Origin of the sequence: Pelomonas cellulosilytica (assembly GCF_021353265.1) — a bacterium.
GTDB classification, from domain to species: Bacteria; Pseudomonadota; Gammaproteobacteria; order Burkholderiales; family Burkholderiaceae_C; genus Pelomonas; species Pelomonas cellulosilytica.
The window spans coordinates 1-26,601 of the sequence record NZ_JAJTWU010000008.1 but is presented as its reverse complement, the minus strand read 5'-3'; the positions used below and the strand labels follow the sequence as shown (position 1 = coordinate 26,601).

20 protein-coding genes and 1 pseudogene are annotated in these 26,601 nt (G+C 64.7%); 10 read left to right on the top strand and 11 right to left on the bottom strand.

What is annotated here, in order from left to right:
• The first annotated feature begins 19 nt into the window (after positions 1-19).
• Together LXT13_RS19330 and LXT13_RS19325 are read left to right on the top strand one after the other, a co-directional pair.
• Entirely contained in the window at positions 20-1,255 is a 1,236-nt protein-coding gene (locus LXT13_RS19330) for an MFS transporter (protein ID WP_233373604.1), read from the top strand.
• Positions 1,252-2,301, top strand: a complete 1,050-nt coding sequence (locus LXT13_RS19325) for a porin (RefSeq protein ID WP_349254848.1) — start codon at positions 1,252-1,254, stop codon at positions 2,299-2,301. The genes LXT13_RS19330 and LXT13_RS19325 overlap by 4 nt, the downstream gene beginning before the upstream one ends.
• 9 nt (positions 2,302-2,310) lie before the next feature.
• On the opposite strand, the gene LXT13_RS19320 is transcribed toward LXT13_RS19325, so the two are convergent.
• Positions 2,311-3,288: an alpha/beta fold hydrolase gene (locus LXT13_RS19320; RefSeq protein WP_233373602.1), complete on the bottom strand. Its 978-nt coding sequence runs from the start codon at positions 3,286-3,288 to the stop codon at positions 2,311-2,313.
• 150 nt (positions 3,289-3,438) lie between these two features.
• Between LXT13_RS19320 and LXT13_RS19315 the strand changes: the two genes are divergently transcribed.
• Genes LXT13_RS19315 through LXT13_RS19305 form a run of 3 tightly spaced genes read left to right on the top strand, consistent with a single transcriptional unit; the run spans position 3,439 to position 6,310 of the window.
• Positions 3,439-4,710, top strand: a complete 1,272-nt coding sequence (locus LXT13_RS19315; RefSeq protein ID WP_233373601.1) for a hypothetical protein — start codon at positions 3,439-3,441, stop codon at positions 4,708-4,710.
• Positions 4,707-5,507 carry a hypothetical protein gene (locus LXT13_RS19310; protein ID WP_233373600.1) on the top strand — a complete coding sequence of 267 codons (801 nt, stop codon included), beginning with the start codon at positions 4,707-4,709 and terminating at the stop codon, positions 5,505-5,507. The genes LXT13_RS19315 and LXT13_RS19310 overlap by 4 nt, the downstream gene beginning before the upstream one ends.
• 11 nt (positions 5,508-5,518) lie before the next feature.
• Entirely contained in the window at positions 5,519-6,310 is a 792-nt protein-coding gene (locus tag LXT13_RS19305) for an SDR family NAD(P)-dependent oxidoreductase (RefSeq protein WP_233373599.1), read from the top strand.
• Positions 6,311-6,313: 3 nt separating this feature from the next.
• Here the strand turns inward: LXT13_RS19305 and LXT13_RS19300 are convergent, their stop codons facing one another.
• The gene (locus tag LXT13_RS19300; protein WP_233373598.1) at positions 6,314-7,045 is read right to left on the bottom strand and encodes an SDR family oxidoreductase; all 732 of its coding nucleotides are present in this window, start codon (positions 7,043-7,045) and stop codon (positions 6,314-6,316) included.
• 113 nt (positions 7,046-7,158) lie between these two features.
• Between LXT13_RS19300 and LXT13_RS19295 the strand changes: the two genes are divergently transcribed.
• On the top strand, positions 7,159-8,079 hold the full coding sequence (locus tag LXT13_RS19295) for a LysR family transcriptional regulator (RefSeq protein WP_233373597.1): 921 nt from the start codon (positions 7,159-7,161) through the stop codon (positions 8,077-8,079).
• Here the strand turns inward: LXT13_RS19295 and LXT13_RS28990 are convergent.
• Positions 8,038-8,520: a 2OG-Fe(II) oxygenase gene (locus LXT13_RS28990; protein ID WP_419964690.1), complete on the bottom strand. Its 483-nt coding sequence runs from the start codon at positions 8,518-8,520 to the stop codon at positions 8,038-8,040. The genes LXT13_RS19295 and LXT13_RS28990 overlap by 42 nt on opposite strands.
• Positions 8,514-8,948 carry a hypothetical protein gene (locus LXT13_RS19290; protein WP_233373596.1) on the bottom strand — a complete coding sequence of 145 codons (435 nt, stop codon included), beginning with the start codon at positions 8,946-8,948 and terminating at the stop codon, positions 8,514-8,516. Before LXT13_RS19290 ends, LXT13_RS28990 begins: the two co-directional genes overlap by 7 nt.
• Positions 8,949-9,103: 155 nt before the next feature.
• Here LXT13_RS19290 and LXT13_RS19285 point away from each other — a divergent pair, with 155 nt between their 5' ends.
• On the top strand, positions 9,104-9,313 hold the full coding sequence (locus tag LXT13_RS19285; RefSeq protein WP_233373595.1) for a hypothetical protein: 210 nt from the start codon (positions 9,104-9,106) through the stop codon (positions 9,311-9,313).
• Between the two features lie 32 nt (positions 9,314-9,345).
• Here LXT13_RS19285 and LXT13_RS19280 read toward each other — a convergent pair whose 3' ends face one another.
• From LXT13_RS19280 to LXT13_RS19255, 6 genes are all read right to left on the bottom strand, one after another.
• Complete coding sequence (locus LXT13_RS19280) at positions 9,346-18,003, bottom strand: calcium-binding protein (protein WP_233373594.1); 8,658 nt, start codon at positions 18,001-18,003, stop codon at positions 9,346-9,348.
• A 46-nt stretch (positions 18,004-18,049) separates the two neighbouring features.
• Positions 18,050-18,682, bottom strand: coding sequence for a hypothetical protein (locus LXT13_RS19275; protein ID WP_233373593.1), 633 nt, complete (start codon positions 18,680-18,682; stop codon positions 18,050-18,052).
• Between the two features lie 173 nt (positions 18,683-18,855).
• Positions 18,856-19,845 carry a glycosyltransferase family protein gene (locus LXT13_RS19270; protein WP_233373592.1) on the bottom strand — a complete coding sequence of 330 codons (990 nt, stop codon included), beginning with the start codon at positions 19,843-19,845 and terminating at the stop codon, positions 18,856-18,858.
• 16 nt (positions 19,846-19,861) lie between these two features.
• On the bottom strand, positions 19,862-21,310 hold the full coding sequence (locus tag LXT13_RS19265) for an HlyD family type I secretion periplasmic adaptor subunit (protein WP_233373591.1): 1,449 nt from the start codon (positions 21,308-21,310) through the stop codon (positions 19,862-19,864).
• Positions 21,307-23,559, bottom strand: a complete 2,253-nt coding sequence (locus LXT13_RS19260) for a type I secretion system permease/ATPase (protein ID WP_233373590.1) — start codon at positions 23,557-23,559, stop codon at positions 21,307-21,309. The genes LXT13_RS19265 and LXT13_RS19260 overlap by 4 nt, the downstream gene beginning before the upstream one ends.
• Positions 23,560-23,689: 130 nt before the next feature.
• Positions 23,690-24,493 carry a site-specific integrase gene (locus LXT13_RS19255; protein WP_233373589.1) on the bottom strand — a complete coding sequence of 268 codons (804 nt, stop codon included), beginning with the start codon at positions 24,491-24,493 and terminating at the stop codon, positions 23,690-23,692.
• A gap of 196 nt (positions 24,494-24,689) precedes the next feature.
• Here LXT13_RS19255 and tnpC point away from each other — a divergent pair.
• The 3 genes and pseudogenes from tnpC to LXT13_RS19240 form a co-directional block, all read left to right on the top strand.
• Positions 24,690-25,553, top strand: a pseudogene (gene tnpC / locus LXT13_RS19250) (IS66 family transposase); the annotation flags it as partial.
• The gene (locus LXT13_RS19245) at positions 25,536-25,715 is read left to right on the top strand and encodes a transposase domain-containing protein (RefSeq protein ID WP_233373988.1); all 180 of its coding nucleotides are present in this window, start codon (positions 25,536-25,538) and stop codon (positions 25,713-25,715) included. The pseudogene tnpC and the gene LXT13_RS19245, both read left to right, overlap by 18 nt.
• A gap of 34 nt (positions 25,716-25,749) precedes the next feature.
• Complete coding sequence (locus tag LXT13_RS19240; protein ID WP_233373588.1) at positions 25,750-26,274, top strand: hypothetical protein; 525 nt, start codon at positions 25,750-25,752, stop codon at positions 26,272-26,274.
• Positions 26,275-26,429: 155 nt separating this feature from the next.
• Here LXT13_RS19240 and LXT13_RS19235 read toward each other — a convergent pair.
• Positions 26,430-26,601: transposase domain-containing protein (locus LXT13_RS19235; RefSeq protein ID WP_233373987.1), on the bottom strand; the 172-nt coding region annotated here is incomplete at its 5' end.

Below are 26,601 nucleotides of genomic sequence, written 5' to 3'. Positions count from 1 at the left end.
GCACCGCCGGGAGTGAAGCATGACCCACACCATAGCCTCGGACGGCAAGCGCTCCTCGCTGGCTCTCTACGCGCTGACCCTCGGCGCCTTCGGCATCGGCACCACCGAGTTCGTCATCATGGGCCTGCTGATACAGCTCGCTGCTGACCTGCATGTCAGCCTGCCCAGCGCCGGCCTGTTGATCTCCGGCTACGCGCTCGGCGTCTTTGTGGGCGCGCCGCTGCTCACCGCCGCGCTCAGCAAGGTGCCACGAAAGACCGCACTGCTGGCGCTCATGGTCATCTTCACGCTGGGCAACCTGGCCTGCGCTGTGGCACCGAGCTACTCGGTGCTGATGGTCGCTCGCGTGGTCACGTCGCTGGCCCACGGCACATTCTTCGGCGTCGGCGCGGTGGTGGCCGCCAGCATGGTGCCTCCGGACCGCAAGGCGGCGGCCATCTCGACCATGTTCACCGGCCTCACCGTCGCAACGCTGCTCGGCGTGCCCGCTGGCTCGTGGCTCGGCCTGCACTTCGGGTGGCGGTCCACGTTCTGGGCAGTGTGCGCCATCGGCGTTCTCGCGACGGCGGTCATCGCGCTGTTCTTGTCGGCGCGCGAGGCCGGCTGCGGCAGCGGCGTGTCGTTGACGGAAGAGTTCAAGGTGCTCGGCCGCCTGCACGTGCTGCTCGGCCTCGCGGCCACCGTCTTCGGCTTCGCCGGCGTCTTCGCCGTGTTCACCTTCATCCAGCCGCTGCTGACGCAGGTCAGCGGGTTCGCCGAGGCCGAAGTGTCAGCGATCCTTCTGGTGTTCGGCGTCGGCATGGTGCTGGGAAATGTCATCGGCGGCAGGCTGACGGACCGTGCGCCGGTGCTCATGCTGCTGGGCTCGCTGGCGGCGCTGGCCGGTGTGCTGGTGCTGATGGGCTTCGCCATGGGGCACCGTGCGACTGCGGTGCTGTTCGTCGGCCTACTGGGCACGGGCGCCTTCGCTACGGTGTCGCCCTTGCAACTGCGCGTGCTGAATCAGGCGCGGGGCGCCGGGCAGAGCATGGCCTCCAGCCTGAACATCGCGGCCTTCAATCTCGGCAACGCGCTCGGGGCGTGGCTGGGCGGTGTCGTGATCGCGCGCGGCCCCGGCCTGGCAATCTTGCCCTGGGTTGCCGCGGGACCGACGCTCCTGGGCCTGGCCGTGGCGGGCTACAGCGTGTGGCGGCAGCGTGCCGCGGCGCATCGCGCCGTTCGTCCCGCGCGGCATCTGCCTGGCGGGGTCTCATGAGGCTAGGCCTGATGTGGGCGCTCCTCAGGTTCCAGGCGCCCTTGGTGCTTAGTCTTTGTGCGCCGCCGGCGAGCCGGGCCGAGCCCAGCGTTAGCGTCTATGGACTGCTGGACACGACGCTCCGGCATGCGACGCACGCTGACGCGGGAGGCTCAAGCCTGTTCAGCATGAATGACGGCGCCTTCACAGGCAGTCGACTGGGATTTCGGGGCACTGAGGATCTGAGCAGCGGAATGAAGGCCTTCTTCTCAATCGAGCAAGGCCTCGATCCGTCTGCCGGCACGCTGATGCAGGTCACGGCCGCGGCCAACTACGGCCAGACCGCGGCGCCGGCAGGTCGCGCATTCGGCCGGGAGGCGCTAGTCGGACTGAACGCCGGGAGCGCAGGAACGCTGACGATCGGACGGCAGTACACGCTGGCCAACGTGTATTCCGGCCGATTCCAGCCCAACGCCAATCCGAACCAGGAGGTGCTCGCGCTGCTGGTCGGGCACCAGTTGATCCGGCAGGACAACATGGTCCAGTACACCGTCGACGCCGGTCCGGTCAGCGCCAGCGTCAGCGCGACGCTCGGCGAAGGCATGAACGGCGCATCTTGGGCTTTCGCAGTCGCGTACAAGGCGGACGGCGTCGATGCAGCGGCGTATTCATCGTCCATGCATAACGTCGACAACTCGGAGACGCGGCGCGTGCTAGGCACGGGCGCGGCATTCAAACTCGCCAGCGGTTGGAAGGCTTACCTTGGCACGATGAAGCGACGCGACAGCCTCAGTCGGCAAACCAACACGGTCTGGGTGGGCGCCCTGGCTTACTCCGCCGGGTCGTTCGTTTACACCCTGAGCGCCGGCGAGGACCGCCAGCGGCGAGTCGCTGCAGGCTCCAGGCAGCTCGCGTGGCTGCATGTGGACTATCTGCTATCGAAACGCACAGACTTGTACGTCGTGCTGGACGCCAACCGGATAACGGGGGCCTATCCGCTAACAGCGTTCATGACCCATCGGGGCCAGCAGCACGGCGCCGCGCTCGGCGTCCGGCACCGCTTCTAGCGGCGTTGATCAGCGCAACGGCGACACTTCGAGGAAACGGCGCACCGCTGCAATGAGCTCGGCGGGGCGCTCTTCCAGCACCCAGTGGCCCGCGCCGGCGATGACCTCCTCCGTGACATCGTCGGCCACGTTCCTCATCACCGCGGCCATCGTCGTGCCGTAGGACCGCCCGCCGCCGACCGCCAGCACCGGCATCGAGAGCTTGGCCTTGGCGGCGAACGCGCGGTTGTCGACGGCATCCTGGTCGAAGGCCTTGAACTGCTCGAACGCCGCGCGCATGGCGCCGGGCTGGCCGTAAAGAGCCGCGTAGTGCCCACGCCAGCTCTCCGGGTAGCGGTTCCCCGGGGCCGCGAACTCGTTCCAGAAGCGATCCAGGTAGATGCGCTCACGGCCGGCCACGAGGCGCTCGGCGTCCGCGCCCCAGAACGACCAATGCCACACCGCATGACGTCGAGCGATCTCGGTCCACGGCTCGATGCCGGGCAGTGGCGCATCGATGATGGCAAATCGAGTCACGCGGCCCGGGTACTGCGCCGCAAACGCATAGCCCACCATGTTTCCAATGTCGTGGGTGACCAGCGCCACAGGCCCGACGCCCAGGCCGTCCAGCACCGCCGCGAGCTGGCGGGCCTGCGTCTTCTTGTCATAGCCGCCCTCGGGCCGCGCCGACAGGCCCATGCCCCGCAGGTCCGGAATAATGACGGTGAAGCGCTCCGCCAATCGGGCCGCCAACGGCGCCCACATGTCGCCGGTTTCGCCAAAGCCGTGCAGCAGGACCACCGCTGCACGGCCCTGGCCGCCGATACGCACATGGAGTGTGGCGCCCTCGCCTTCGAGGTCGCGAACCGCGAAGCTCTCGGGAAACACGGGCACAGCTGTGTCCGCCTGGCAGGGCAGCCCCGCCATCAGCAGCACGGACAGGGCCAGCGGGCCGGCCCAGCGTTGCCAACGCGGCGCGTCGGCCCGTGTGGAAGTTGAATGCGGCATGGGGTGCTCCTGGACTGAGTGGCTCGTCAGTCTTGACGGCCCCGCTAGCTGCTGCATGCCCCAAAGGAGAGAAGCGCGCCTGGTCCGACCGGGAGTGGGCACACGGCCCTCGTCCACTGACAGTGTGCTCACCCTTTGAGGAGCAACGTCATGAGTCCACAGTCCCTTCCCCTACCGGTACGCCGCCCGCGCGCCCGAGCACTGCGATGCACCGTGCTGGCCCTGGCACTGCACGCAGCACAGGCCTTCGGCGCCCCCGTGGAATCCGCCGGCAAGATGACCTTCGTCGATGAGAACACTGTGGTCATCGCGGACTGGCGCGCCGGCCAGTTGCATACCCTCACCTTGCCGCCGGTGACCTCCCGCACGCCGACGCCGTTCAATTTGAAGGATGTGTCGGGCGCCATCGCCACTGCGTTGCACACCCGCCCGGAACGGCTGCGCTTCGAGGACATGGCCGTCCGGCCGGGCAGCGAGGTCGCCTACATCACGCTGTCGGTCGACGGAGGCACCGCGGGCACCCCGCACAAGCCGGTGCTCGTCTCCGTCGACGCTGCGGGCAAAGTGGGCCGGGTCGACATGGAACGCAGCAAGCGCGAGTCAGTCGCTATCGGCAACCTGCCCGCTGCCGACAAGAAACTTTGGCGCGACACGCAGGCCGCTAGCCTCACCGTGACCGACATGAAGTTCCACGACGGCAAGCTCTACGTGGCCGGGCTGTCCAACGCGACGTTCGCGTCGACGCTGCGCGTCTTCGACTTCCCCTTCAAAGGCGGTGCCGCTGTCAGCAGCGTCGAGATGTACCACCCGGTGCACAACCAGCTGGAAACCCGCGCACCCATCCGCAAGATGGTGATCACGAACCTGAACGGCGAGCCAACGCTGGTCGCAGCCTTCACCTGCTCTCCGTTGGTCACCATTCCCCTGAAGGACCTGAAGGACGGGGCCCACATCGCAGCGAAGACAGTGGCAGAGTTCGGCTGGGGAAGCGCGCCGGCCGGTATGGTGATGTTCGACGCCGGGCAAGGGCCGATGGTGCTGCTGACGCATTCGCACAAGTCCGCCGACTTGGTGTCTGTCGCCGACATCGCCGACGCGTCCGCGAAGCCAGGCCTCTCCACGCCGATCAAATGGCCGGCCGAGCCGACGCTGGGCCTCAAGTCCACGTACATCCCGATGCGCGTGGCCCAGATCGACAACCAGGACGCCACCTTCTTCGCCGCACTGCGCCGTAACGAGGCGAGCGGAGCCATGGAGCTGGTATCCATGCGCAAAGGCTTGTTCCTGCGGCTGAGCGACTTCGTCAACGAGTACGACTTCGCGGACTTCAAGTACCCGGAGAACGACCAGTGGAGCGGCGTACACCGCACGCTGCGCATTGACGAGGGCTATGCCGACCTGGCGCCGCCCGCCAAGCCATGAAACGCCTTTGCCGGGTCATGGCGATCGCGAGCCTGGCAGCGGCATCCCTCGCCCGCGCCGCTTCCGTGGACATCCACCCCGCCGGCGCTGAGGTGCCGGAGAACTTGCTGAGGTTCGAGTTGCGCTTCGACCGACCTCAGGCGCTGCCCTTCGACGTCGAGCGGCTGATGCTGCTCGATGCCGATGGCCAGGAAATCCGGCACGCGCTGCTCGACGTCGCATTGCCCGACGCGGACGGTCGGCGAATCACCGTCCTGCTCGACCCGGGACGTGTGAAGTCCGGCGTCGGGCCCAACCTGGCAGCAGGGCGCGCCCTGAAGGAAGGTGCCACCATCAGCCTGCGCGTCGCGGGCCGCGATGCGCACGAGCCACCTACGGTCAAGTCCTGGCGGGTCACTGCCGCCGCGTCGCAGCCGCTGCGTCCCAGGCAGTGGCGCGTTCGCCCGCCACGCAGCGGCACACGGGACACGCTGTCCGTTGACCTGAGAACGCCGATCAGTTCCGTCGGCGAGCGGCTCATCGCCGTGCTGGACAGCCAGGGGCGCCGCGTTGCCGGTACCACCACCCTCAACGATGGCGACTCAACGTGGCGCTTCAGGCCGTCGCAGCCCTGGACTCTGGGCCAGCACCGGCTGGTGACACATCCAGGCCTCGAGGACCCCGCCGGCAACCGGCAATGTGCGGCCTTCGAGGCGCCGCTGAGTCATGACGAGACGTGCGATGGCGCGAGCCTGCCGTTCACGCCGGTGAACCTGATCCGAAGCGTCGGCCATCCGGCGCACCCAGCCACTTCCTGAGGAGAGTCAACATGGATCTGAAACTCGAGGGCAAGCTTGCCCTGGTCAGCGGCAGTACGGCCGGCATCGGCTACGCCATCGCGCGCACGCTGGCGCATGAAGGCGCCCGTGTCATCGTCAACGGGCGCACACAGGCCGCGGTCGACGAGGCCGTCGAGCGGATGCGCTCGGACACCGGCGGCACCATCGAAGGCTACGCGGGCGACCTCAGTCGCGCGGCGGCGGCCGAGGAACTCGTGCGCCAGCGTACGGGCATCGAGATCCTCGTCAACAACCTCGGCATTTTCGAGCCGAAGGCCTTCGAAGACATTCCCGACGAGGACTGGATGCGCTTCTTCGACGTCAACGTGCTGAGCGGCGTGCGGCTGGCCCGTCTGATGCTGCCCGCAATGAAGCGCGCCAATTGGGGACGCATCATCTTCATCTCCAGTGAAAGCGCCGTGCAGATTCCCACGGAGATGATTCACTACGGCGTGAGCAAGACCGCCCAACTTGCCGTCTCGCGTGGGTTGGCCGAATCCGTTGCCGGCACAGGCATCACGGTCAACAGCGTACTGCCCGGGCCGACAAAATCGCGAGGGGTGGGCGACTTCGTGCAGGACATGGCCCACGCCGCCGGCAAGACGTTCGAGCAGGTCGAGGCCGAGTTCTTCGACAAAGTGCGGCCCACGTCGCTTATCAAGCGCTTCGGCACCCCGCAGGAGGTGGCGTCCCTCGTCGCCTATGTGGCCAGCCCGCTGGCGTCCGCCACCACCGGCGCGGCACTCCGCGTCGATGGTGGCGTGGTCAAGAGTGCATTCTGAGATTCAGAGCTGGCTCATGCCGCCATCGGCAATCACTTCGGTGCCCACGATGAACGCCGACTCCGGGGCGCTGAGGTGCAGCACGGTCGAGGCGATCTCCTCCGGCGTGCCGAAGCGGCCGAGCGGTACCTGGCTTTGGATCTGCGCGGCTACGGTCTTCAGCGTCTCGGCATCGAAGCCAAGCTTGCCATACAGCGGCGTGTGAACGGGCCCAGGGCTGACGACATTGACGCGAGCGCCCTGCGGCAGCAGCTCCGCCGACAACGTCTTCGCCAGGGAGATCAGCGCGGCCTTGCTTGCAGCGTAGATGGCCGAATTCGGCATACCGATGCGCGCGTTGATCGAGCCATTCAGCACGATGGACGCTCCGCGCGCCAGCACGGGCCGCAACGCCTGGATCAGGAAGAACGCGCCCTTGGCATTGGTGTCGAAGGTGCGATTCCACAGATCTTCGCTCGCGTCAGCCAGAGAGGCGAACTCGGCGATGCCGGCATTGACAAAGACGGCGTCCAGTTGGCGCCCGGCAGCAGCAAGATGCGCGCCGAGCGCGCGGGCGCCGAGCACATCTGAGGCGTCCAGCGGGACCAGCTCGAAGCCTTCGCTGTCCATCTGCTTGCCCGGACGGGCGGTGACGATGACGTGCGCGCCTTCGGCCTTGAAAGCGCGGGCCGCGGCCAGGCCGATGCCGGAAGTGCCGCCGGTGACGAGGACGGTCTTTTGCGTGAAGCGGGTCATGAGAATCCTTTCGAGTCGGTCGATGCGGCGGTACTGCCGTGGACTCGATACTCGGCGCCCAACCTACTTTTGACGTCCGGCGCCCTTGGGCGACCCGTTCGAGGTTTTCGAACATGCTTAGCGACGACGAGATCCAGTTGATGGAAGCCATCCGCGACAGCGGCAGCCTGTCGCGCGCTGCGGCGCACCTCGGCAAGGCGCCGTCCACGGTGTCGTACACGCTGCGGCAGATCGAGGGGCGCTTCGACGCCCTGCTCTTTGATCGCCGCCGCTACCGCCTGCAGCTCACCACCGCGGGCGCGCTGCTGGTGCGTGAAGCGGTCCGCCTGCGAGACGACATGCAGCGGCTGACCCGCCGGGTCGCGCAGGTGGCTCGGGGCTGGGAGGACCGACTCTGGATCGTCACCGACGAGATCATCGAGTTCAGCTCACTGCTGCCCGTCATCCGTGACTTCGACGCGCTCGAATCCGGCGTGAGGCTTCGCGTCACCCACGAGGTGCTGGGAGGCACATGGGAAGCCTTGGCCGAGGGGCGAGCGGACCTGGTGATCGGTGCCACGAACGAGCCGCCACCACTGGCAGGCCTGCAGTGGCGCGAGATGGGCACCATGAGCTGGGTGTACGCCGTCGCGCCGCGCCACCCGTTGGGGAAGCTTCGAGGCCCGCTCACGGCGGAGCAACTCCGTGAGCACCGGGCCATCGTCGTTGCTGACAGCTCCCACCACGGCGACGGTCGAGCCTACGGCCACGCTGAGGGCCAACCCACGCTCGCCGTGCCCAACATGGCCGCAAAGATCGAAGCGCAGCGCGCCGGCTTGGGCGTCGGCTGGCTACCCGAGGCGCGGATTGCATCTCTGTTGGCCCGAGGCGAACTTGTCTCCTGCGAGACCGCAGCACCTCGCGAGCCGAATACGCTGTACTTGGGTTGGCGAGGCGGCGAAGGTCGGGCTCTCGCGTGGTGGCTCCATCGACTTGACGAGCCCCGCCTTCGCTCACGGCTGCTCGAGGGTTTGGACCGCTTCGCGCGCGAATAAGTGGATCGTCAGCGAACAGACGGAGGACGCCTCGCTCGGGTGTTCGCGAACAGCACAGCTCAACTGCAAAGCTGAGCGGCACGATGGCGGCCATGCCTCAAACGACGCTTGGCTTGGATCCGCTGCACATGAACCGCACACTGAACGCCTCACTGCGCCGGAACGGCGTGCCGCCGCAGCGTCGTCATAGAGGAACGGCAGGAATGCATAGCGGCGGCCACGTCGCACCGGCGAGACGGAATGCAGCAGGCTGCCCGAAAACACGATGGCCGACCCGGCGGGCATCTTGTACGTGCGCGGTGCGTACTCCGGGAAGCACAGCTCTCCGCCGTCGAAGTCATTGTTCAGATTGACCGACAGCGCAAACCGGCGATGCGCCGTGCCTCGCGTCGTGTTGTCCCGATGGGCGCGGAAATGCCCACTGTTCTCGCTGTCTAGCAACCGACGATGTAGCGCTCCATCCGGGTAGCCTCGAAGCAATGGGCCTTGCGGATGGCTGGCGCCACCCTCGCCTGTACACAGCGTTGCAGCGCCTGCTGGAGTTGCGGATCATCGATCTGGTAGTCACGCCGGCGTTTGTGGGCATCGTCATACACACCGACGGTTTTGCCGTTGACCTCGCGCATGAAGCCCGAAACCTCGCCGCCGTGACGGTCGTAGGCTTGGATCAACTGTCGGCACAAGTCCTGCTCAAGTACGTCGGGAAGGATGATGACCGGCGCGTGCATGTCGACGCCCGCGTAGAAAGGCACCGGCGGCAGCGCGCCGAGCAGGTCCAGCAGTTCGACCCGGTCGCCGCCGTCTGGCCGCATGGGGACGACGGCCTTGACGTTGAGCTCCGGGTCCAGGACCACCCACAGATACCGCACTGATTTGACCGAGCCTTCGGCCTCCAGCGGCAGAGCTCCATACAACCTGCCAACCCGCCCATCGGTGTCCCGGAATGGCGGATGCCGGGGAGCGACACCATGACCCGGCGCTCGGTCTCGTCGCGCGCATCGAAGCTCACCCCGAAGAAGGAGATATGGGCATCATCGAACAGCGCGCGATGCTGGAAGGCGAACTTGACCGCCGTGCGGCCGACCTCGTCGCCCGCGCTGCCGAAGAAGCACAGCACGATGTACCTGCCGGCGACCGTGTCGAAGACGAAATTCGGATTGCTGGTATAGCGCTGCTGAAACCAGGGCGCCGGATTGCCCTGGTTCAACCGCCGATACCGATGCAGCGGTGTTGACCGCTGCGAGGTTTCAACGGGCGAGGTCGTCATCAGGCGATGGCGGACGCCATGATCCGATCCACACCTTGCCCCATTGGTTCGCGCACCATCGCCACTGCGGCCCCTGACGGATTGAAGGCCGCCATCGCACCGACGAGCGCCTGGGCCTGCACGCTGGTCAACACCGTGCCGTCGTTGAAGCGGAACTCTTCGATCCTGTTGTTGGCACTCAGGTACCAATCCTGGATCGTCAAGGACTCCGACGTGCTCTTGATGGTGGCGACCAGCGAGTTGCCGCTCTGGGTGAACCGGATATCGCTCTGGGCGATACCGGCGCCGAACTTCACGACGTCTTTGACGTTGGCGGTGGAGTCGCTATCGATGATGAGGTCCGAGCCGTAGCGCAGGCCGAACAGATAGGTGTCCGCACCCAGGCCGCCATTCAGGGTGTCGTTTCCGGCGCCACCATCCAGCGTGTCATTACCGGCTCCGCCCGTCAGCGTGTTGTTGCCGGCGTTGCCAGTCAGCAGGTTGTCCAGCGCGTTACCCGTACCATTGAGGGCTGCCGTCCCCGTCAGGGTCAAGTTCTCCAAGTTGTTCCCCAAGGTCCAGGTGACCCCGGCATACACCGTGTCGGTGCCCTCGTTGGCGTTCTCGGTGACTACGTCGGTGCTGGCATCGACGTAGTAACTGTCGTTACCCGTACCACCGATCAGCGAATCGGTCCCCGCGCCACCGTCCAGCGTGTCATTGCCCGCCCCACCCGTGAGGGTGTTGTTCGCGCTGTTGCCGATGAGCACGTTGTCGCTGGCGTTGCCTGTGCCATTGATGGCGGTCGTGCCGGTGAGCGTCAGGTTCTCCAGGTTGGTGCTGAGCGTCCAGGTCACGGCGCTCTTGACGGTGTCGATGCCTTCGTTGGCGTTTTCAGTAATGACGTCGGTCGCCACGTCCACGAAATAGGTGTCATTGCCAGCGCCGCCCACCAGAGTGTCAGTGCCGGCACCGCCGTCAAGGGTGTCGTTACCAGCGCCGCCATTGAGGTTGTTGGCCGCGCTGTTGCCCGTGAGGACGTTGTCCAACGTGTTGCCTGTGCCATTAATGGCTGTGGTGCCGGTGAGTGTCAGGTTCTCCAGGTTCGCGCCCAGGGTCCACGTGACACCGCTTTGCACGGTGTCCGTGCCCTCGTTGGCGTTCTCGGTGACCACATCGGTGGCCACGTCCACGACGTATGTGTCGTTGCCGGCGCCACCCAGCATGGTGTCGTTGCCTGCGCCGCCGTTCAGCACGTTGTCTCCGCTATTGCCGATCAGCTTGTTTGCCACCGAATTGCCCGTGCCGTTGATGGCTGCCGTGCCGGTCAGCGTCAGGTTCTCGACATTGGTGCCCAGTGTGTAAGTGATGCTGGCTTCGACCGTGTCGGTGCCGGCGCTGGCCGCCTCGACGACGCTGTCACCGACGTTGTCGATCACGTAGGTGTCGTTGCCCGCACCGCCCGTCATGGTGTCTGCCCCGGCACCGCCATCCAGGCGGTTATCCGCGCTGTTGCCGGTCAGGCTGTTGGCGAGTGCATTGCCGGTGCCATTGATGGCGGTGGTGCCGGTGAGCGTCAGGTTTTCAACCTCAGCAGCCAGCGTATAGCTAATGCTTGCTTCAACGGCATCCGTCCCGCCGCCGGCAACCTCCGTAATCACGTCGCCGGCGTTGTCCACCACGTAGGTATCGTTGCCGGCACCGCCGATCATGGTGTCGGCACCCGCGCCGCCATTGAGGCGGTTCGCACCGGAGTTACCCGCCAGCACGTTGTTGAGCGTGTTGCCCGTCGCGTTCACCGAACCTGTACCGGTCAGCGTCAAGTTCTCGACATTGGCGGCGAGCGACGACAGCGTGATGGCAGTCTGGATGGTGTCCGTGCCTTCACCGGCGTTCTCGGTCACCACATCGCTCGTGGAGTCGATGATGTAGATGTCGTCACCCAAGCCACCGAGCAGCGTGTCACTACCAGCGCCACCGTCAAGGACGTTGTTCGCCGCATTGCCTGTCAGCTTATTGGCCAACGTGTTGCCCGCGCCGTTGATGGCGGCAGAACCAGTGAGCGTCAGGTTCTCCACGTTAGCACCCAGAGTCCAACTAAGCGGGGACTTGACTAGATCCGTGCCTCCGTTCGCCACTTCTGTGACCACATCGCCAGCGTCGTCTACGATGAACGTGTCGTCGCCCGCGCCGCCAATCATGGTGTCAGCGCCCCCGCCACCATCCAGGGTATCGTTCCCGGTACCGCCGTTGAGGATGTTGGTGGCCGCGTTGCCGATGAGGGTGTTGGCCAGGCCATTGCCGGTGCCATCGATGGCCGCTGTACCCGTGAGTTGCAGGTGTTCGACGTCGTTGCTCAGTGCCCAGCTCACCGACGAGCGTACCGTGTCGGCCCCACCGTTCTGATACTCGACCACGGCATCGTCAACGTGGTCGACGATGTAGACGTCGTCGCCCCAGCCGCCCATCATCAGGTCGCCGTCCGCGCCGCCGTCCAGCAGGTCGTCGCCTTCTCCGCCGTAGAGTTGGTCGAAGCCATCGCCTCCGAACAGCTGATCGTTACCTACGTCGCCGTATAGCTGGTCGTTCCCGCCGCGGCCGTCAAGAATGCCGCCGAAGTAGGGGGAGTAAAACACTTCGTCCGTGTCGGTCCCAATCCGGGTACGGATCTTCTGCATCAAAGCTTCTCGATCCAGTACCGTGTCGTCGGCGAAGCGGATTCGTTCCACCGTACCGACGCCCTCGATGAAGCCGCTCACTGAGAGCCAGTCCGTCGATCCCCTAAGACCAATCGCCAGCCCGCCTGTAGCGCGGTCGAACATGATGTCGAGGTCGTCCGGCGAGATGTCCCCATCGAATCGAATCTCGTCGATCTCACCGTCGTCCTCGGGCCCCAGACCGAATCCGTAACCTAACTCGTCAATTCGGTCGTTGCCCCAGCCCCTGCCGAACGAATAAACGTCGGCTCCGAGCCCGCCCGACAGGACGTTGTTGCCAGCGTTGCCGCGCAGCAGGTTGTTCTCGGCGTTGCCGATGGCATAGCTGTCTGCCAGTCCTAGCAGCTGCACCTCCTCGACATGGTCAAACAGCGTGACGGACTGAGTCGACTCGACGCGATCACGACCGCCACCGGCCGCCTCGACGACCACGTCGCCGGCGTCGTCTACGCGATAAACGTCATCGCCATCACCGCCAATCAGGCGATCCGCGCCGCTGCCACCGTCGAGCGTGTCATTGCCCGCGCCGCCGTCCAAAGTGTCCTCACCGCCAAGACCGAATATCACGTCGTTCCCGTCCAGGCCGAACAGCAGCTCGCCGTGGGCACTGCCCGACATGCTGTCCGCGCCCAACGTGCCGGTCAGCCGAATGTACGCCAGCGCCCGCGCCTCCAGTTCATCAGCCGCCCAGACCGTGCCGTCAAAGAAGCGGAGTTCCTCGATGCGAAAGCCCGCCTGCGGATACCACAGGATGCGCAGCTGGTCACCGCTGTCGGGCACGGTGAGCACCAAGTAGGCATCGTCGCGCGTGACGCGCAGCAAGTCCGGCAAGATACCCTCACCAAGCAGGATCCGGTCGTGGCTGCCATTTGCGCGGTCGACGTCCATGATGGTGTCGACGCCGTATCCCCGCTCGAAGACGTAAGTGTCGTCGCCTAGTCCGCCGCTCAGCAGATCTTGGCCGCGGCCACCGTCCAGCACGTCGTCGCCCTCGTCGCCATAGAGCCGGTCGTCGCCCCACATGCCTTTGAGCGTGTCGTTGCCAACGCCGCCGTCGATCTCGTCGTCGGAACCGTCACCGACTAGATGGTCGTTGCGATCAGTGCCGCCCATCCGTCCGCCGCGCTCGAGACTGTAGTAGCGCTCCAGCATGTCCTCCCGGCTCCAAACGGTGCCGTCAGCGAACTCTACCGACTGCACCGGGCAACGCTCGGGGTCGAACCAGTCGCTGATCTTGATCGAACTGCTCGTTCCGATCACCGCCAGGTACAGGTTGCGAGTCATGCTGGTCGGCAGGAAGGGGTTATCGCCAATGACGGAAACTTCCGCGGGCCGGATGCCCGGCCCAAAAACGATCCGGTTCCTTTCATTGCGCAAGTCTCTCAGCCCGCTCGTGATCGTGTCGCGTCCGAAGTTCCGGTCGTTGAACACATATGTGTCGTCGCCCGCCCCACCGTCGAGCGTGTCATAACCTCCTCCACCCTCCAGCGTGTCATCTCCATCGCCGCCAAACAGCTGATCCCAGCCGTCCCCACCTAGCAGGTGATCCGCTGCTGTGCTACCTCTCAAATCATCGGCACCTTCCCAACCGCTCAAAGTGCCACCGCCCGGTCGCGCGTACAGCACCGGCATCCCCTGACGGCCCTGCGTCGGCATGCGGTCCCAGATGTCCTGAACGCCCCACAAGGTGCCATCGGCGAATTCGAACCGGTTGATCGAAGTCGCGCCGCTATTCACGTCCAGCCATCCATATACTTTCAGCGCGTCCCGGGTACCAGGGATTCCTATAAGCAAACACCCGCCATCGGCCATGCTGAAGCTCAGGTCTTCCGAGCGGATTCCGGCACCAAAGCGTACGTTGCCCGACTTGGCCGAGAAGATCTGGTCGAAGCCATAGTCGAGGTCGAACACAAAGGTCGTGCCATCCGTGCCGAAGAGGGAGTCGTCGCCGACGCCCCCGTCTAGGACGTCTCTTCCTCCCCCCGCGTGCAAGACGTCGGCGCCTCCGCCGCCACTCAATACATCGTTTCCGATCCCGCCGTCGAGCGTGTCGTTGCCGTCGCCGCCATTGAACAGGTCGTCATAAAAGCTACCCCACATCGCATCGCTGGCTGCGGTCCCAGTCCGCGCGCCGGCCGGGTTGGCCACCAGGTTCCAGACAGTGCCGTCCTCGAAGACGGCGCGTTCGATGCGACCGTTGAGCACGGTCTGGTCCACGTTCAGCTGATCGACACCGTTTGCAAAGACGAACTCGATGCCCTGGGCTGTGTCCCTGCGCAGGATGTCCTGCGGACGTACGCCGGGCCCGAAGATGATGGTGTCCACGCCGAGATCGTCGACACCCTCGTCGGTCTCCCGGATCGTGTCACGACCCGATCCAAATCCAAACAGGTAGGTGTCGTTCCCGCTTCCGCCATTCAGGCTATCAATGCCAGCGCCGCCGTCCAAGCGGTCGTTGCCCTGCCCGCCTCGGAGCAGGTTGTCCGCAGCATCGCCGAGCAGTACGTCTGCGCCCGAGGTGCCGATGATTGGCGCGCTAGAACCGTCCACGGTGCCTTGCAGGCGCTGCAAGATCTGGTCGCCGGCCCACACCACCCCGTCGGCGAATTCGATGCGGATCGAGTCGTGGCGATCCTGATCCAAAAAGCCCGACACTTCGATTCGATCACTTGAATCGTTCATCAGAATCATCAGGCTCAAATTGCCATAGCCGCCCTGACGGAGCGTCACGCCCTGGGACCCTCGGTCTAAAATGATCGTCTCTACGTCGCCGGCCGAATTGACTGCGCCGTACCGGTAGACACCGTCGTTGATCACGTCGCTGCCGAAGTTGCCTGCGAACACGAAGCGGTCGCTGCCCGCGTCGCCCGACAGCCGATCATCACCGAGGCCGCCGATAATGGTGTCGTTGCCACCCCAACCCATAACGTCGTCGTTGCCGGCACCGGTGTCAATACAGTCGCTGGCAGCCGTGCCGACTTCCACATCGTTGCCTTCGGAGCCGAAGGTGCGCCGACTTTCTACGTGCTCCGGACGCCAGATCACACCTGAGTCGAAGACGATGCGCTCGATTTGGTAGTCGGGCTGCGAGTACCAGTTCCTCAGAGTGAGCATGTCGTCGCCGCCGTTGATGCGGATCACCATGTCGAAGTTCACCCTACGCACGAGCAGATCCTCTGGCGCGATACCGGGTCCGAAGATCAGTTCGTCCGAGACGGTGGAGCCTACGCGGTCGAAGTCGCTGATCGTGTCCTGACCGTCGCCCCGATTGAAGTAGTACACGTCCGCGCTGTCGTTGGTGTCCATCGAGTCGTTTCCCCGCCCGCCGATGTGCACGTTGCGCGACCCTCTATCAGGCAACAAAACATCGTTGCCCTCACCACCGTCCAGCAAGTTCACGCCCGTCCCCGCATAGAGCGTGTCCTGACCCGCGCCACCGAACAGGACGTCGTAACCGCCGGCACCTAGAAGCACGTCGTTCCCGGCCTCCCCCCGAAGCACCTCATCTCGGCGGGAGCCCCTGACCGTGTCATTACCACCGGTCGGTTGATGCAAGCGGTCGAAGATCTCTTCCCCGTACCAAGCCGTGCCGTCCGAGAAGCGGACGACGCCGAGGCGCACGGCGGTGCCGTTAAACCAGTCCTTAATCGTCAGCATGTCACCACTGACAAGCGTTAGGAGCAGATCGTTAGTGCCGTTGGGCGACTCGCTTGCCGCCACCATCTCCGGTTTGATACCGCCGCGGAGAATGATCTCGATCGCGCCTTCGCCGGCCAGCTGGACGATGTCGTGGCCGTCCCCTGCGCCGAAAAAGACCCGGTCACCTTGTCCGACGGTGATTGTGTCGTCGCCCTTGCCTCCAACCACTAAGTCCAACCCGGTGCTGTTCAGAATAACGTCGGCGCCATCGGTACCGAGCACGATGCTCTGCCTCCCGTCTCCACCCGAAATCGGCAGCGCGCCCGTGCGCACGCCAATGGCCGCAAGGTAATCAATGATGGCGGGATCGTTGCCATAGCGCGCTAGCTCTTGCTTCAGCAGCGAGATGCCGTCCCAGCCAAGCGACAGGGCTTCGGGCCGGTAGCGGATCGCATTGACAAGTTGCAGCAGAGCCGCCCGAGGATCCGTCGCGCGAAGTGCCTCGTAGCCGACCAACTGAACCGTCAGGCCCGTGGCGGTCACCACCGTGTCCAGGCGCACGTCTGCCCCGCCGCGCAAGGTGACGTGGCGATCTAACTCCTGGCCTACCCAGTCGGCAAACTTTCCGAACGTGGTATCGACCTGTGCCGCAGAGAGACCGACGAAAAAGCCCTCAGTCCAGTTCCTCCCCAGGAGCTCTCCCAGTGCATAGAGTTTGCGGTCGTCGAGCGCGGTGTCAACATCGTCCACCTTGAGGTGCGCCCCCGTCCATCGCAAAACAATCTCGAGTGTCAGCGTGCGACGCTGCTGGACATCCGTAACTGCCAGGTACGTCTCGACTAGGCTTAGGAGCGTGGCGTCCTTGACCATGACCTCGTGCAGTGCGACGACGTTGCCCATGCCTGCTAGGTTGGGCAGCCAGTCTACGGCGGTGAGCGCGCTTGCTGGCAATTCAGAAACGGTCTCAGTGACGTCGCGCTGGAACCAGACGTCGTGCACCTGTAGCAGTCGTCCATCGGTTGTCTCATAGAGACCTATTTGACGACGCTCGTTGTCGTTGCCGTCTACCTTGTTAGATGTCTCATAGGCAGTGTGAATAGACTTCACGCCGCGTTCTGCGAGCGTGGAGAGTTCGTCAGCAGACGACAGTCCATCCAGGTTTTTGTCCTGCCAGAGTAGCAGCCGGCCGAAGATGGCGTCCTGCATGTCGACCTTGCCGTCTCCATTTTCATCGTAGCGAGCTAGCGCCTGGAAGCCGTCTGAGGCAAGACTGCCCTGGGCGTCCAGCCACGTGTAGTTGCCGAAGAGTTCGCGGCCAGAGTTGACGCGCCCGTCGCCGTTGAGGTCCAGTGCTAAGAGGCCGTCGTCCGCCCCGACCCAGCCAGTTCGTTCGCGCGCGCCATCTCCTGCGTGGTCGAACGCGACACCTGCGCCGAGAGATACCGTTTCGACGCCATCCCCATCTAGGTCCAGAATCAATGGATCCATTCGGCGACGCCAGTTGGCGCCGATCTCTTTGCGCAACGTCTCGAGTACCGCATCGCGGGCCAATCGCCGTTGGCGGTACGCCTCCAGCGAACGCGCGTCCAGCGGGACACCAAACGAGTCGTTTAGCTTGTCGTGCCCGAAGTCGGGCTTGGAATCCACAGGCGAAGCACCGCGCAGGAAGGCCAGCACAGCATCCTCGAGCTGACGCAAGTCGTGAAGCCCGGGGTTCATGTTGAGCCAGTTGTTGGCAATCTCGCGGACGGCAGGGTCGGGGTGATCGCGCAGGCTGTGCACCGTCTCGGCCAGCATGGTGCTCCGGTAGATAGCGTCGATGCCAGTGCCCTCGGTTTCTCGGATCTTCTGCCACAACACCTCGACGGCGGCTTCACCCTCCGTCCGACGAATGAGCTCCATAGGAGCATCGAGCGTCCAGTTCTGAATCCCCAGCCCGTTGTCGACGAAGACCTTTTCGTGGAACGCCCGTGTCTCGGCGAAGTTAACGTCTCGGTTCACCAAGCCGTTGTTGTCGGTCGCAATCTTCGCCAACTGATCCAGATAGGCGCGCGACATGTCCATCCGGATGCGGTCAATTTGAGTCTGCGTCAGCACAGTGCCCCCTTCTCCGCTGACGCCTAAGAAGGCCGACTTGGCCAAATAGTCCATCGCAGACACACCGGTGACGGAGTCAGCGGCAGCAACGCCCTTCGCCCAGCCGGCATAGGCGTAACCCAACTCCTGTAGGCCTCGATAGACCTCAATCACGGTATTTACATCCCCTTGTTGGACCAATTGTTTGAGGTCGTTGATCTGGTCAAGCGTCAATGGCTTCGGCATGCGTTCTCCTTGGGCCGACTACAGGTCGGCTTTGTTTGTTGATTCGTTAATCGATTCGAAATCCGAGCAGTAGCGCACCGGTGCGCCGCTGGATGTCCTGCCACTTGGGCAACATGTCGCGTCCATATCGGACTTCCACAAACACGCTAGCGTGGGGCTCGAGCACGAACGCTTGACTGCAGAGTTGACGCCCGATCTCTGTGTTGCTGCATTCAATGATGGCGCTAACCTGCCCGGACCGATCAAAGGCTAGGTAGACGTCAGAATTGCCGAAGTCCAGCCGCGCCGGCTTACCGGTCCTCGGGTTTGTGCTTTGCACGACATACTTTTCCATAGCGTCAATATCGGAAGCCACTTGAAAGTACGTTGGATAGGACTTCTGCTTGCGGACCACGATCGCCCTCGCGGCGAGCGCGCCGGGACGATAAAGATCTCCGCTGGTGATGCTCACACCCATCCACGGATTCACCTTGAACGGGCGCCCGTCGTAATCGCGCTGCAGTGCGGGGGTCGACAGACCAGACATGTCCGGGTATCGCACATCGAAGCCGAAACTGGCGATGTCTCGCGTCGCGCCAAGCGGGCGAGCTTCGGGAGGCTGTGGCCCCCGCTTCCAATCCGTAGGCTCACCACTGAACTCCATCAGCCTGACGAAGTGCCAGGGAATCCTCACCTTCATGCCGCCAAGTGTTCCAACGAAGGCGCGTTCCGGCGAACTTGCGGCTGCAGCTGCGAGGGTACCTACAACGGGCGATGACGCTGCCATTGGGACGTTCGCTACTGGCGGCCGGCCATCGCAAGCCGTAAGTGTGGCCATGCACAGCACAGTTAGCAGCAGTGTTCTGAGCATATTCAATGAGGGATTTCGTTGCGTGGATGTCTTTTCGACACTTGCAGCACTCGCTTGTAGGCCTCGTATGGCACCTTGCCAAGGAAGTGAGTGCGCGTCGGATCGAGTTCTGAGCCGACCTCCTGCAGCATCTTTTCCCGCCAGTTCTTCGCCCCTTCCGGCTTGCGGCCGTAGCTCACGTCGTACCGACCGACGATGACCGTGTGGCAGGTCTTGTGTTCCTTCTGGATGGCCGGCAGTGCCCGCATGAATTGATGGAAGCCGCGATAAGGCTCCAGGTTGCGGGCAACGTAGGTGATGACGGGATCACCAGCCTTGAGCACCGTGCCGCTGGACAGTTTGATGGCGGCATGCGGGTCCGGTCCCAGGTTCTCGGTGTCGATGCCCTCGTGGGCGACGGTGATCTTGTCGAGGTAGGCCTTGGGATGCTGAGCCTTCTGCCAGTGCGTCGGGCTGATCGCCGCGTCGCAGTTGTCCAGGTTCAGCAGGTTCAGCGCATTCCAGGCACGGATGAGTGCCCGGTCGTCGAAGCTGACGGGGAACTCGGGGTCGAAGCCGATGTCGGCGCCTTGCCAGTGCGGGTCCAGCCCATTGCCTTCGGCCGGTGCGTTGTAAAACCACTCGGCGTAGTGCACCAGGCGGGTGTTCGGGAACACGTCCTTGGCGTTGAGCGTCTCGCCCCAGCCAGGGTGGGCGAGGATGACGTCGGGCGTGAAGCCCCGGGCTTTGAGCTTGAGAAGCACGCGCGCGACGGCCTGGCCGTGCAGCACGGCGTCTTCCATGCGGCGCAGGTAGTGGTGCTGGTTGGGGTGGACCTGGCGGTGTGGCTTGTAGCGGATCAGCGTGAGGCGGCCGGTCTTCTCCAGCTCAGGCAGACCGGGTGCGGTGTCGCGGCCCATGCCGACTACCTGCCAGCCGGGCCGCTCGGACCAGGCCTTGGCAACGTGCCGGAACTGCCTGGGGAAGTTCTGGTGAATGACGAGAACGCGCAAGTTCAGCGCTCCCGGTTCAACGTTCTTTGAGGCTCTCGTCCAGGTGCTGCTGCACCGGGCTGAGCAGGTAGTCGATGACGCGGCGCTTGCCGGTCTTGATCTCGGCGGTGAGGTTCATGCCCGGGGCCAGCTTGATCCGCTTGCCGTCGACGTTGATGGCCGACTGGTTGAGCACGAGGGTGGCCGGAAAGATGGCGCCACGCTTTTCGTCCTGCACGGCGTCGGCGGTGATGCTCTGCACCTGGGCCTGCACCGTGCCGTAGCGGGTGTAAGGGAAGGTCTCGAGCTTGATGGCGGCTTCCTGGCCGTTGCGCACAAAGCCCACGTCCTTGTTCTCCAGCACCACCTCGGCCGTGACCTCGGCGTCGTCGGGCACCAGTACCAGCAGCACTTCGGCTTCCTTCACCACACCGCCGGTGGTGTGCACGGCCAGCTGCTGCACGGTGCCGGCGACGGGGGCGGTCAGGCGGGTGAGCTGGTTGCGCTTGTCGGCCTTGGTGCCTTCTTCGGCGAGCTGGCGGGCCTTGAGGCCGGCCTGCGCCTCGCGGTCCTGCAGGGTGCGGAGAGTTTCAGCGCGGTAGGCCTGTAGACCTTGTTCTGTCTCGGCGAGGGCCGCCTTGGCTTCCTGCAGCCGAGCCTGGGCGGTGGCCAAGTCGCGCTCCAGCTCGACGCGCTCGCGGGTCCGGTCTTGGCCTGCGTGATTGGCGACGAAGCCCTGCTCGGTCAGCGACTTGAAGTCCTTCTCGCGCTGCTGGGCCAGCGGCAGCGTGGTCTGCAACTTGGCAACCAGTTGCTCGCCAGTGGCGATCTCGGCCTTGCGGCGGGCAGTCTCCGCCGCAAACTTGGCCAGCTTGGCGCTGATGTCGGCCCATTCGCTTTGCAATCGGATTGAGGCGCTGGCACGGTCGGCGTCGGTCAGGCCTTTGAGTGCCGCGGCTGGCAGGCTGGGTGGGCTGCCCTGGCGCAGGGCGGTGAGCAGGGCCTGGCTCCTGAGGCTTTCCGACTGGGCGGCGCTGCGTTCCTCGGTGACGCGGGTGCTGTCGGCGGCGGTGAGGGTGCTGTCGAGCTCGATGAGCAGGTCAGCGGCCTTGACCTTGTCGCCGTCCTTCACATGGATGGCTTTGACGACGCTGGTCTCCAACGGCTGGAGGGTCTTGCTGCGCTGGCTGACGACGACCCGGCCTTGCGCCACGGCGACGATGTCGATCTGGCCGAAGCAGGCCCACAGCAGGGCGATGGTGAAGAGGGCGCAGATGGCAATGATGGCGCGGTGAGGTGCTGGGTGCGGTGGCGTCTCCTGCAGCGCGATGGCGGCGGGCAGGAAGGCGCGCTCGTCGAGCATGCGCTTGGGGCCGGCGAGTTCGTCGCGGCGGTCCCAGGCGGCCTTGAAAATGGCGCGGTAGCGGGCCAGCAGTTCGATGAACGGGTGGCGGGGGGCTTCGGCGGCGGCAGTCGTTGTATTCATGCCGTCCCCTCCGTGCCGGCTTGCATGCGCCAGAGGTGGGCGTAAAGGCCCTGGGGCTTGGCGAGGAGCTGGTCGTGGTTGCCCATCTCGACGATGCGGCCCTTGTCCATCGCGATGATGCGGTGGGCGTGGCGCACGGCGCTGAGGCGGTGGGCAATGATGAAGACGGTACGGCCCTGGCAGATGGCGCGCATGTTCTTCTGGATGATGGCTTCGCTCTCGTAGTCCAGCGCGCTAGTGGCTTCGTCGAATATCAGGATGCGCGGCTGGCAGAACAGGGCTCGCGCGATGGCGATGCGCTGGCGCTGGCCGCCGGAGAGGCTGCTGCCCTGTTCGCCGACGACGGTGTCGTAGCCCTGGGGCAATTCGGTAATGAACTCGTGTGCGCCGGCCAGTTTTGCGGCGTGGATGACGGCCTCCAGCGGGGCGGCCGGGTCGGCGATGGCGATGTTCTCGCGCACGCTACGGTTGAAGAGCATGTTTTCCTGCAGCACGACGCCGACCTGGCGCCTGAGTTGTGCGGCGTCGATGAGGGCGATGTCGTGGCCGTCGATCTGCACGCGGCCAGCTTCGGGCACGTACAGACGCTGGATGAGCTTGGTGAGCGTGCTCTTGCCCGAGCCGCTGCGGCCGACGATGCCGATGACCTCGCCGGGTTTCACGTCCAGGCTGACGCCGTGCAGTACGGGCGGGGCGTCGGGGCGGTAGCGGAAGGTGAGGTTGTCCAGCGTAACGCGGCCATGCAGACGGGGGAGCGGGCTGACGCTTTGCGGGGGGAGCTCGGTGCGGGTGTTGAGGATGTCGCCCAGGCGCTCCATGGAGAGGCCGGTCTGCTGGAAGTCGGTCCACATCTGCGCGATGCGCATGATGGGTTGAGCCACACGGCCGGCGAACATGTTGAAGGCGACGAACATGCCGACGCTGAGATGACCCTGCATCACCAGATGGGCGCCGTACCAGAGGGTAGCGGCGTTGATGACCTTGCCGATGAGGTTGATGCCTTCGTGGCCGTACTGGGCTAGGGTCTGGGTGCGAAGTGAGGCGCTGACATAGGCGGCGAGCTGTTCGTCCCAGCGGCGAGCCATCTGCGGCTCCAGGGCGCCGGCCTTGACGGTCTGGATGCCGGTGACGGTCTCCACCAGCAGGGACTGGTTCTCGGCGCCGCGGGCGAACTTCTCGTTCAGGCGGCCGCGCAGGACTGGAACGATGGTGAGGCTCAGGATCAGGTAGAGCGGTAAGGACGCCAGCATGATCAGCGTCAGCGGCACGCTGTAGGCGAACATCACGGCGATGAAGATCACCGAGAAGGCGACGTCCAGCACAAGTGTGAGCGCGTTGCCGGTGAGGAACTGGCGGATGTTCTCCAGTTCGCGCACGCGGGCGACAGAGTCGCCGACACGCCGCGCCTGGAAGTAGGCCAGCGGCAGGTTGAGCAGGTGGCGGAAGAGGCGTGCGCCCAGCTCCACGTCGATGCGGCTGGTGGTGTGGCTGAAGACGTAGGAGCGCAGCACGGTCAGCGCGCTCTCGAACAGCATGATGACAACCAGGCCGATGACGATCACGTCGAGCGTCGTGACGCCCTTGTGCACCAGCACCTTGTCCATCACAACCTGGAAGAACAGCGGCGAGACGAGGGCAAAGAGCTGCAGGAAGAGCGACACCAGCAGCACCTCGCCGAGCAGCCGGCGGTGCTTGACGATGCTGGGGATGAACCAAGAGAAGTCGAATTTAGCGAGGGCACCTGCTAGGGACGCGCGGCTGGTGACGAGGATGAGTTCGCCGCTCCACTGGCCGGCGAAGAACTCCAGCGGTTCGATGGTGGGACGGGCGGCCTGGGCGTCTTCGGCAGTCGTGGCCGATGGGTCCATGAACAGAACCCGCCGACCGTCGCACTGGGCCAGCACGATGACGCGGCCGTCGTTCATGACGGCCAGCGCGGGCAGCGGGGCCAGCGTCAGGCGGTCGGCAGAACTCTGCGAGGCCTTGGCCTTCAGGCCGATGTGTTTGGCGGCCAGCAGCAGGTCTTCGTGGGAGACGGGGGCGTGTTCACCGAGGCCGAGTTCGTGGCGCAGCGCGTGCGGTTCGGCGGCGACATGGTGGAGTCGCGCGAGGATTGATAAGGCCTGCAGCGCACCGGGTGAATTTGCGCTCGTTGGCTCGTTAGCCCCCAGAGACTTCAGGGTGGGCGCTGCCGGCAAAGCTTCGCCCACGACCGGCTCCGGCACCGGTCGGCTGACAGACTGGTTCATTGGAAAAGGCCTCCCTCGATGGCCGTCTTAACGTTTCTTGATGAACGGCATTGTCCATAAAAGGTATGACGTTTGTGGGAGTGACTAATCCCCAAACAGAGGGGCACGACCGGTGACGACAAACAGATGCTTACATCCCCGCGTGAGCGAGCTGAGGCATCAAAGCGCTCTTGGCGGCCGTCACCACGGTCTTCAGCACCAGTGCCACCGACTGCGAGGTCAGTGCTGTCGCGCAGGCAACCTGGTCGTGTCGATTGATGCGGCGGAAAACAGGCCCTGCTGCGATTCCGCTCAAGGTCAACCAAGTCTTGAGGGCCTTCACTGGGCACCGTGATGACTTGGCGCAGGGGATGAAGACGGTGTGTCCTTGCTCCTGCTCGGTCTTGGTCCGCCGGATATGGATTTCGATTCCCTGATCCGGAAAGTCGGTGATGTCCTCGCTTTGAATGCTCACCAGTTCCGAACGCCGGAAGGCGCCGGCAAACCCAATCAGAATCAGTGCCGCGTCGCGCGCGGCCTTCAAGGGTGCCTGCTTCTCGGCGGCAATGACCAGTTCAATGATGTCGTCCTTGACCAGCGCCCGGACACGCCGCTGCGCCGTGCCTCGCGTGCGTCGGATACCTTGCATCGTGCGCTTCACCAGCGGGTCCATGGCCGGTGACGGCAGGCCGACGTCCAGGTGGGCGCAATGGATGGCGATGATCCGATGCTGCAGCGTGGCCACGGCCAGGGTCGTCGCATGGCTGGCCAGGTACTCGGCAAGCTGAACCGCTGTGCAGGGGATCGTGCCGCCAGCCGCCTTGAAGTGCTGCATGTCAGCCCGATAGCTGCGACAGGTGTTTTCGGCCAGCGCTGCCTGCGTGTAGAGACTGACCTGCGCGGAGGGCTCAGGCGCCTCGCCCCGGGCTGCTGCCTTTGGCTTACTGCGGGCCATCACCAGCACTCCCCGTGAAGTCTGCCGTGGCCTCCCTGCACGGGGCTGCCAGTTCCATGCACGCCGCTGCACCTGACGCCAACTCGGCCAGGAGCCCCCCCAACGCTTCGACGGCCTCCTGGCTGAACTCTCCAGTGTCGATGTTCACGGAGGCGTAGGCCATCAACTGGCTGGCGCCGGGCTGCTCACGCACATCGTGGTGAGCAAGTTCGCCGACCATGTACCGCTGTACAGGCTGTGCCAGATCTACGCCCGTGACGGTGTCGAGATGAGTCGCTCGACCATCACCGACATGGTGGGCAATTGCTGCCAGCTGTTGAGTCCGCTGGCCGAGGCCGTCGGGCGCTACGTGCTCAAGGCCGGCAAGGTTCATGGCGACGACACGCCGATCCGCGCGCTCGGCGGCAAGGGCTAGAGGGCGCACACAGGTCGGCTGTGGGTCTATGTGCGCGATGACCGCCCGAGCGGCGACAAGGCAGCGCCGGCGGTGTGGTTCCAATACTCGGCCGATCGCAAGGGCGAGCACCCGGCGCGGCACCTGTTGCACTACCGCGGCGTGCTTCAAACCGATGCCTACTCGGGGTACAACGGGATCTACAAGGACGGGCGGATCCTTGAAGCTGGATGCTGGAGTCATGCCCGCAGAAAACTGTGGGACATCCACGTCAAACAAAAGCGCCAGCCCGGAACACTCGCCCATGAAGGCTTGGTGCGCATCGGCGAGCTGTTCAAGATCGAGGCCGAAGTGAACGGCCGATCGGCGCTACGACGAAGGCGAATGCGCCAGACGCGCTCGGCACCGGTGTTGAAGGAACTGAAGTCCTGGATGAGCGAGACCTTGACGCAGGTGTCGGCGAAGTCGCCGATGGCCTTGGCGATCGGCTATTCCTTGAGCAACTGGACGGCGCTGACAAACTTCGTCGGCGACGGACGCATTGACGCGCATAACAACACCGCTGAGCGAGCCCTGCGCGGCGTCGCGATCGGTCGCAAGAACTATCTGCACGTCGGATCGGACGCGGGAGGCCACACGGCAGCGGTGATGTACACGCTGCTGGGCACGGCCAAGCTCAACGGGATCAACCCGCAGCGCTACCTGCGCCACGTCCTGGAGCGCATCGCCGAACACCCGAGCAACCGCATCGACGAGCTATTGCCGTGGGTGGTTGCGGCCCAGTGGGCGGACGAGGCCAGCGCGAAGGACATGCCGCTGGCAGCCTGAGCGCAAGGCCGGTGGGCATCGGCAGAATGTGCCCATGCGCATCAAACTGATCGAAGAGCTGCCCATGGCGAGCAGCGCCGAGCTGTACCAGCTCAGCTGGGTCATCGAGCAACTGCTGGCCGACCCAAGACGCGTCGTCCAGGCGCGCGCGCAGTTGCACACCGGCCAGCAGGTCCAGTACCTGCAGTGGGCAGACGGGAAGCTGCACTCGGGACGCGTCGTCGGCATGCACGGGGACCACGTGGCCATCCATGATCCGGCCTACAGCAAGCCCTTCAAGGTGCACTACGGGGCGATCGTCGCCGAGCCTGGCGCGACATCGGCCGGGAGTGAGTCGGCTCCATCGGCGGAGGTCAAACCTGACAAGCCGCGTCCGCCACCGGAGATCGCCGGTCGTGCCGACTTCCGCGTCGGCAACCGTGTGACCTTCACCGACACGAATCTGCAGCACCGCGTTGGCCTGATCGTGCGCGTCAATCAACACACGGCCACACTGGACTGCGATGGGCAGAAGTGGCGAGTTGCCTTCGGACTGCTCCGGCATCTCGTCGACGTCTGATCGACGCGGCGCCACGAAGGGGTGTTCGTCGGACTATTACTCTCGGATCGTGAGCCAGTCCGGTGCACCTCGCTTTAGCATGAGGAGTTCGGCCAATTGTATGCGGTCAATTAACCGCGTCCTTGCCTCTCCCGAGGCAATCGAGCAGGTGAGGTTCAGCCGTTGCTGAGGTCGATGTTCCAGGGCAGAAGCGCGGCGTAGTCTTCGGCTGTCTTGGCATTGGGCAGCGCAGTGAACAGCGCGCGCAAGTAGCGGTAGCCGTCGATGCCATTGACACTGCAGGTCTGCAGCAGCGAGTACAGGTTGGCGCTGGCGTTGGCGCCGTGC

Bases quoted from the DNA above. Each gene is read 5' to 3' on its own strand.
- LXT13_RS19280 (WP_233373594.1), bottom strand. From the start codon at position 18,003: ATGCCGAAGCCATTGACGCTTGACCAGATCAACGACCTCAAACAATTG.
- LXT13_RS19325 (WP_349254848.1), top strand. From the start codon at position 1,252: ATGAGGCTAGGCCTGATGTGGGCGCTCCTCAGGTTCCAGGCGCCCTTG.
- LXT13_RS19275 (WP_233373593.1), bottom strand. From the start codon at position 18,682: ATGAAGGTGAGGATTCCCTGGCACTTCGTCAGGCTGATGGAGTTCAGT.
- LXT13_RS19260 (WP_233373590.1), bottom strand. From the start codon at position 23,559: ATGAACCAGTCTGTCAGCCGACCGGTGCCGGAGCCGGTCGTGGGCGAA.
- LXT13_RS19285 (WP_233373595.1), top strand. From the start codon at position 9,104: ATGGGCATCATCGAACAGCGCGCGATGCTGGAAGGCGAACTTGACCGC.
- LXT13_RS19330 (WP_233373604.1), top strand. From the start codon at position 20: ATGACCCACACCATAGCCTCGGACGGCAAGCGCTCCTCGCTGGCTCTC.
- LXT13_RS19305 (WP_233373599.1), top strand. From the start codon at position 5,519: ATGGATCTGAAACTCGAGGGCAAGCTTGCCCTGGTCAGCGGCAGTACG.
- LXT13_RS19300 (WP_233373598.1), bottom strand. From the start codon at position 7,045: ATGACCCGCTTCACGCAAAAGACCGTCCTCGTCACCGGCGGCACTTCC.
- LXT13_RS19320 (WP_233373602.1), bottom strand. From the start codon at position 3,288: ATGCCGCATTCAACTTCCACACGGGCCGACGCGCCGCGTTGGCAACGC.
- LXT13_RS19295 (WP_233373597.1), top strand. From the start codon at position 7,159: ATGCTTAGCGACGACGAGATCCAGTTGATGGAAGCCATCCGCGACAGC.
- LXT13_RS19245 (WP_233373988.1), top strand. From the start codon at position 25,536: ATGTACACGCTGCTGGGCACGGCCAAGCTCAACGGGATCAACCCGCAG.
- LXT13_RS19255 (WP_233373589.1), bottom strand. From the start codon at position 24,493: ATGGCCCGCAGTAAGCCAAAGGCAGCAGCCCGGGGCGAGGCGCCTGAG.
- LXT13_RS19315 (WP_233373601.1), top strand. From the start codon at position 3,439: ATGAGTCCACAGTCCCTTCCCCTACCGGTACGCCGCCCGCGCGCCCGA.
- LXT13_RS19310 (WP_233373600.1), top strand. From the start codon at position 4,707: ATGAAACGCCTTTGCCGGGTCATGGCGATCGCGAGCCTGGCAGCGGCA.
- LXT13_RS19240 (WP_233373588.1), top strand. From the start codon at position 25,750: ATGCGCATCAAACTGATCGAAGAGCTGCCCATGGCGAGCAGCGCCGAG.
- LXT13_RS19265 (WP_233373591.1), bottom strand. From the start codon at position 21,310: ATGAATACAACGACTGCCGCCGCCGAAGCCCCCCGCCACCCGTTCATC.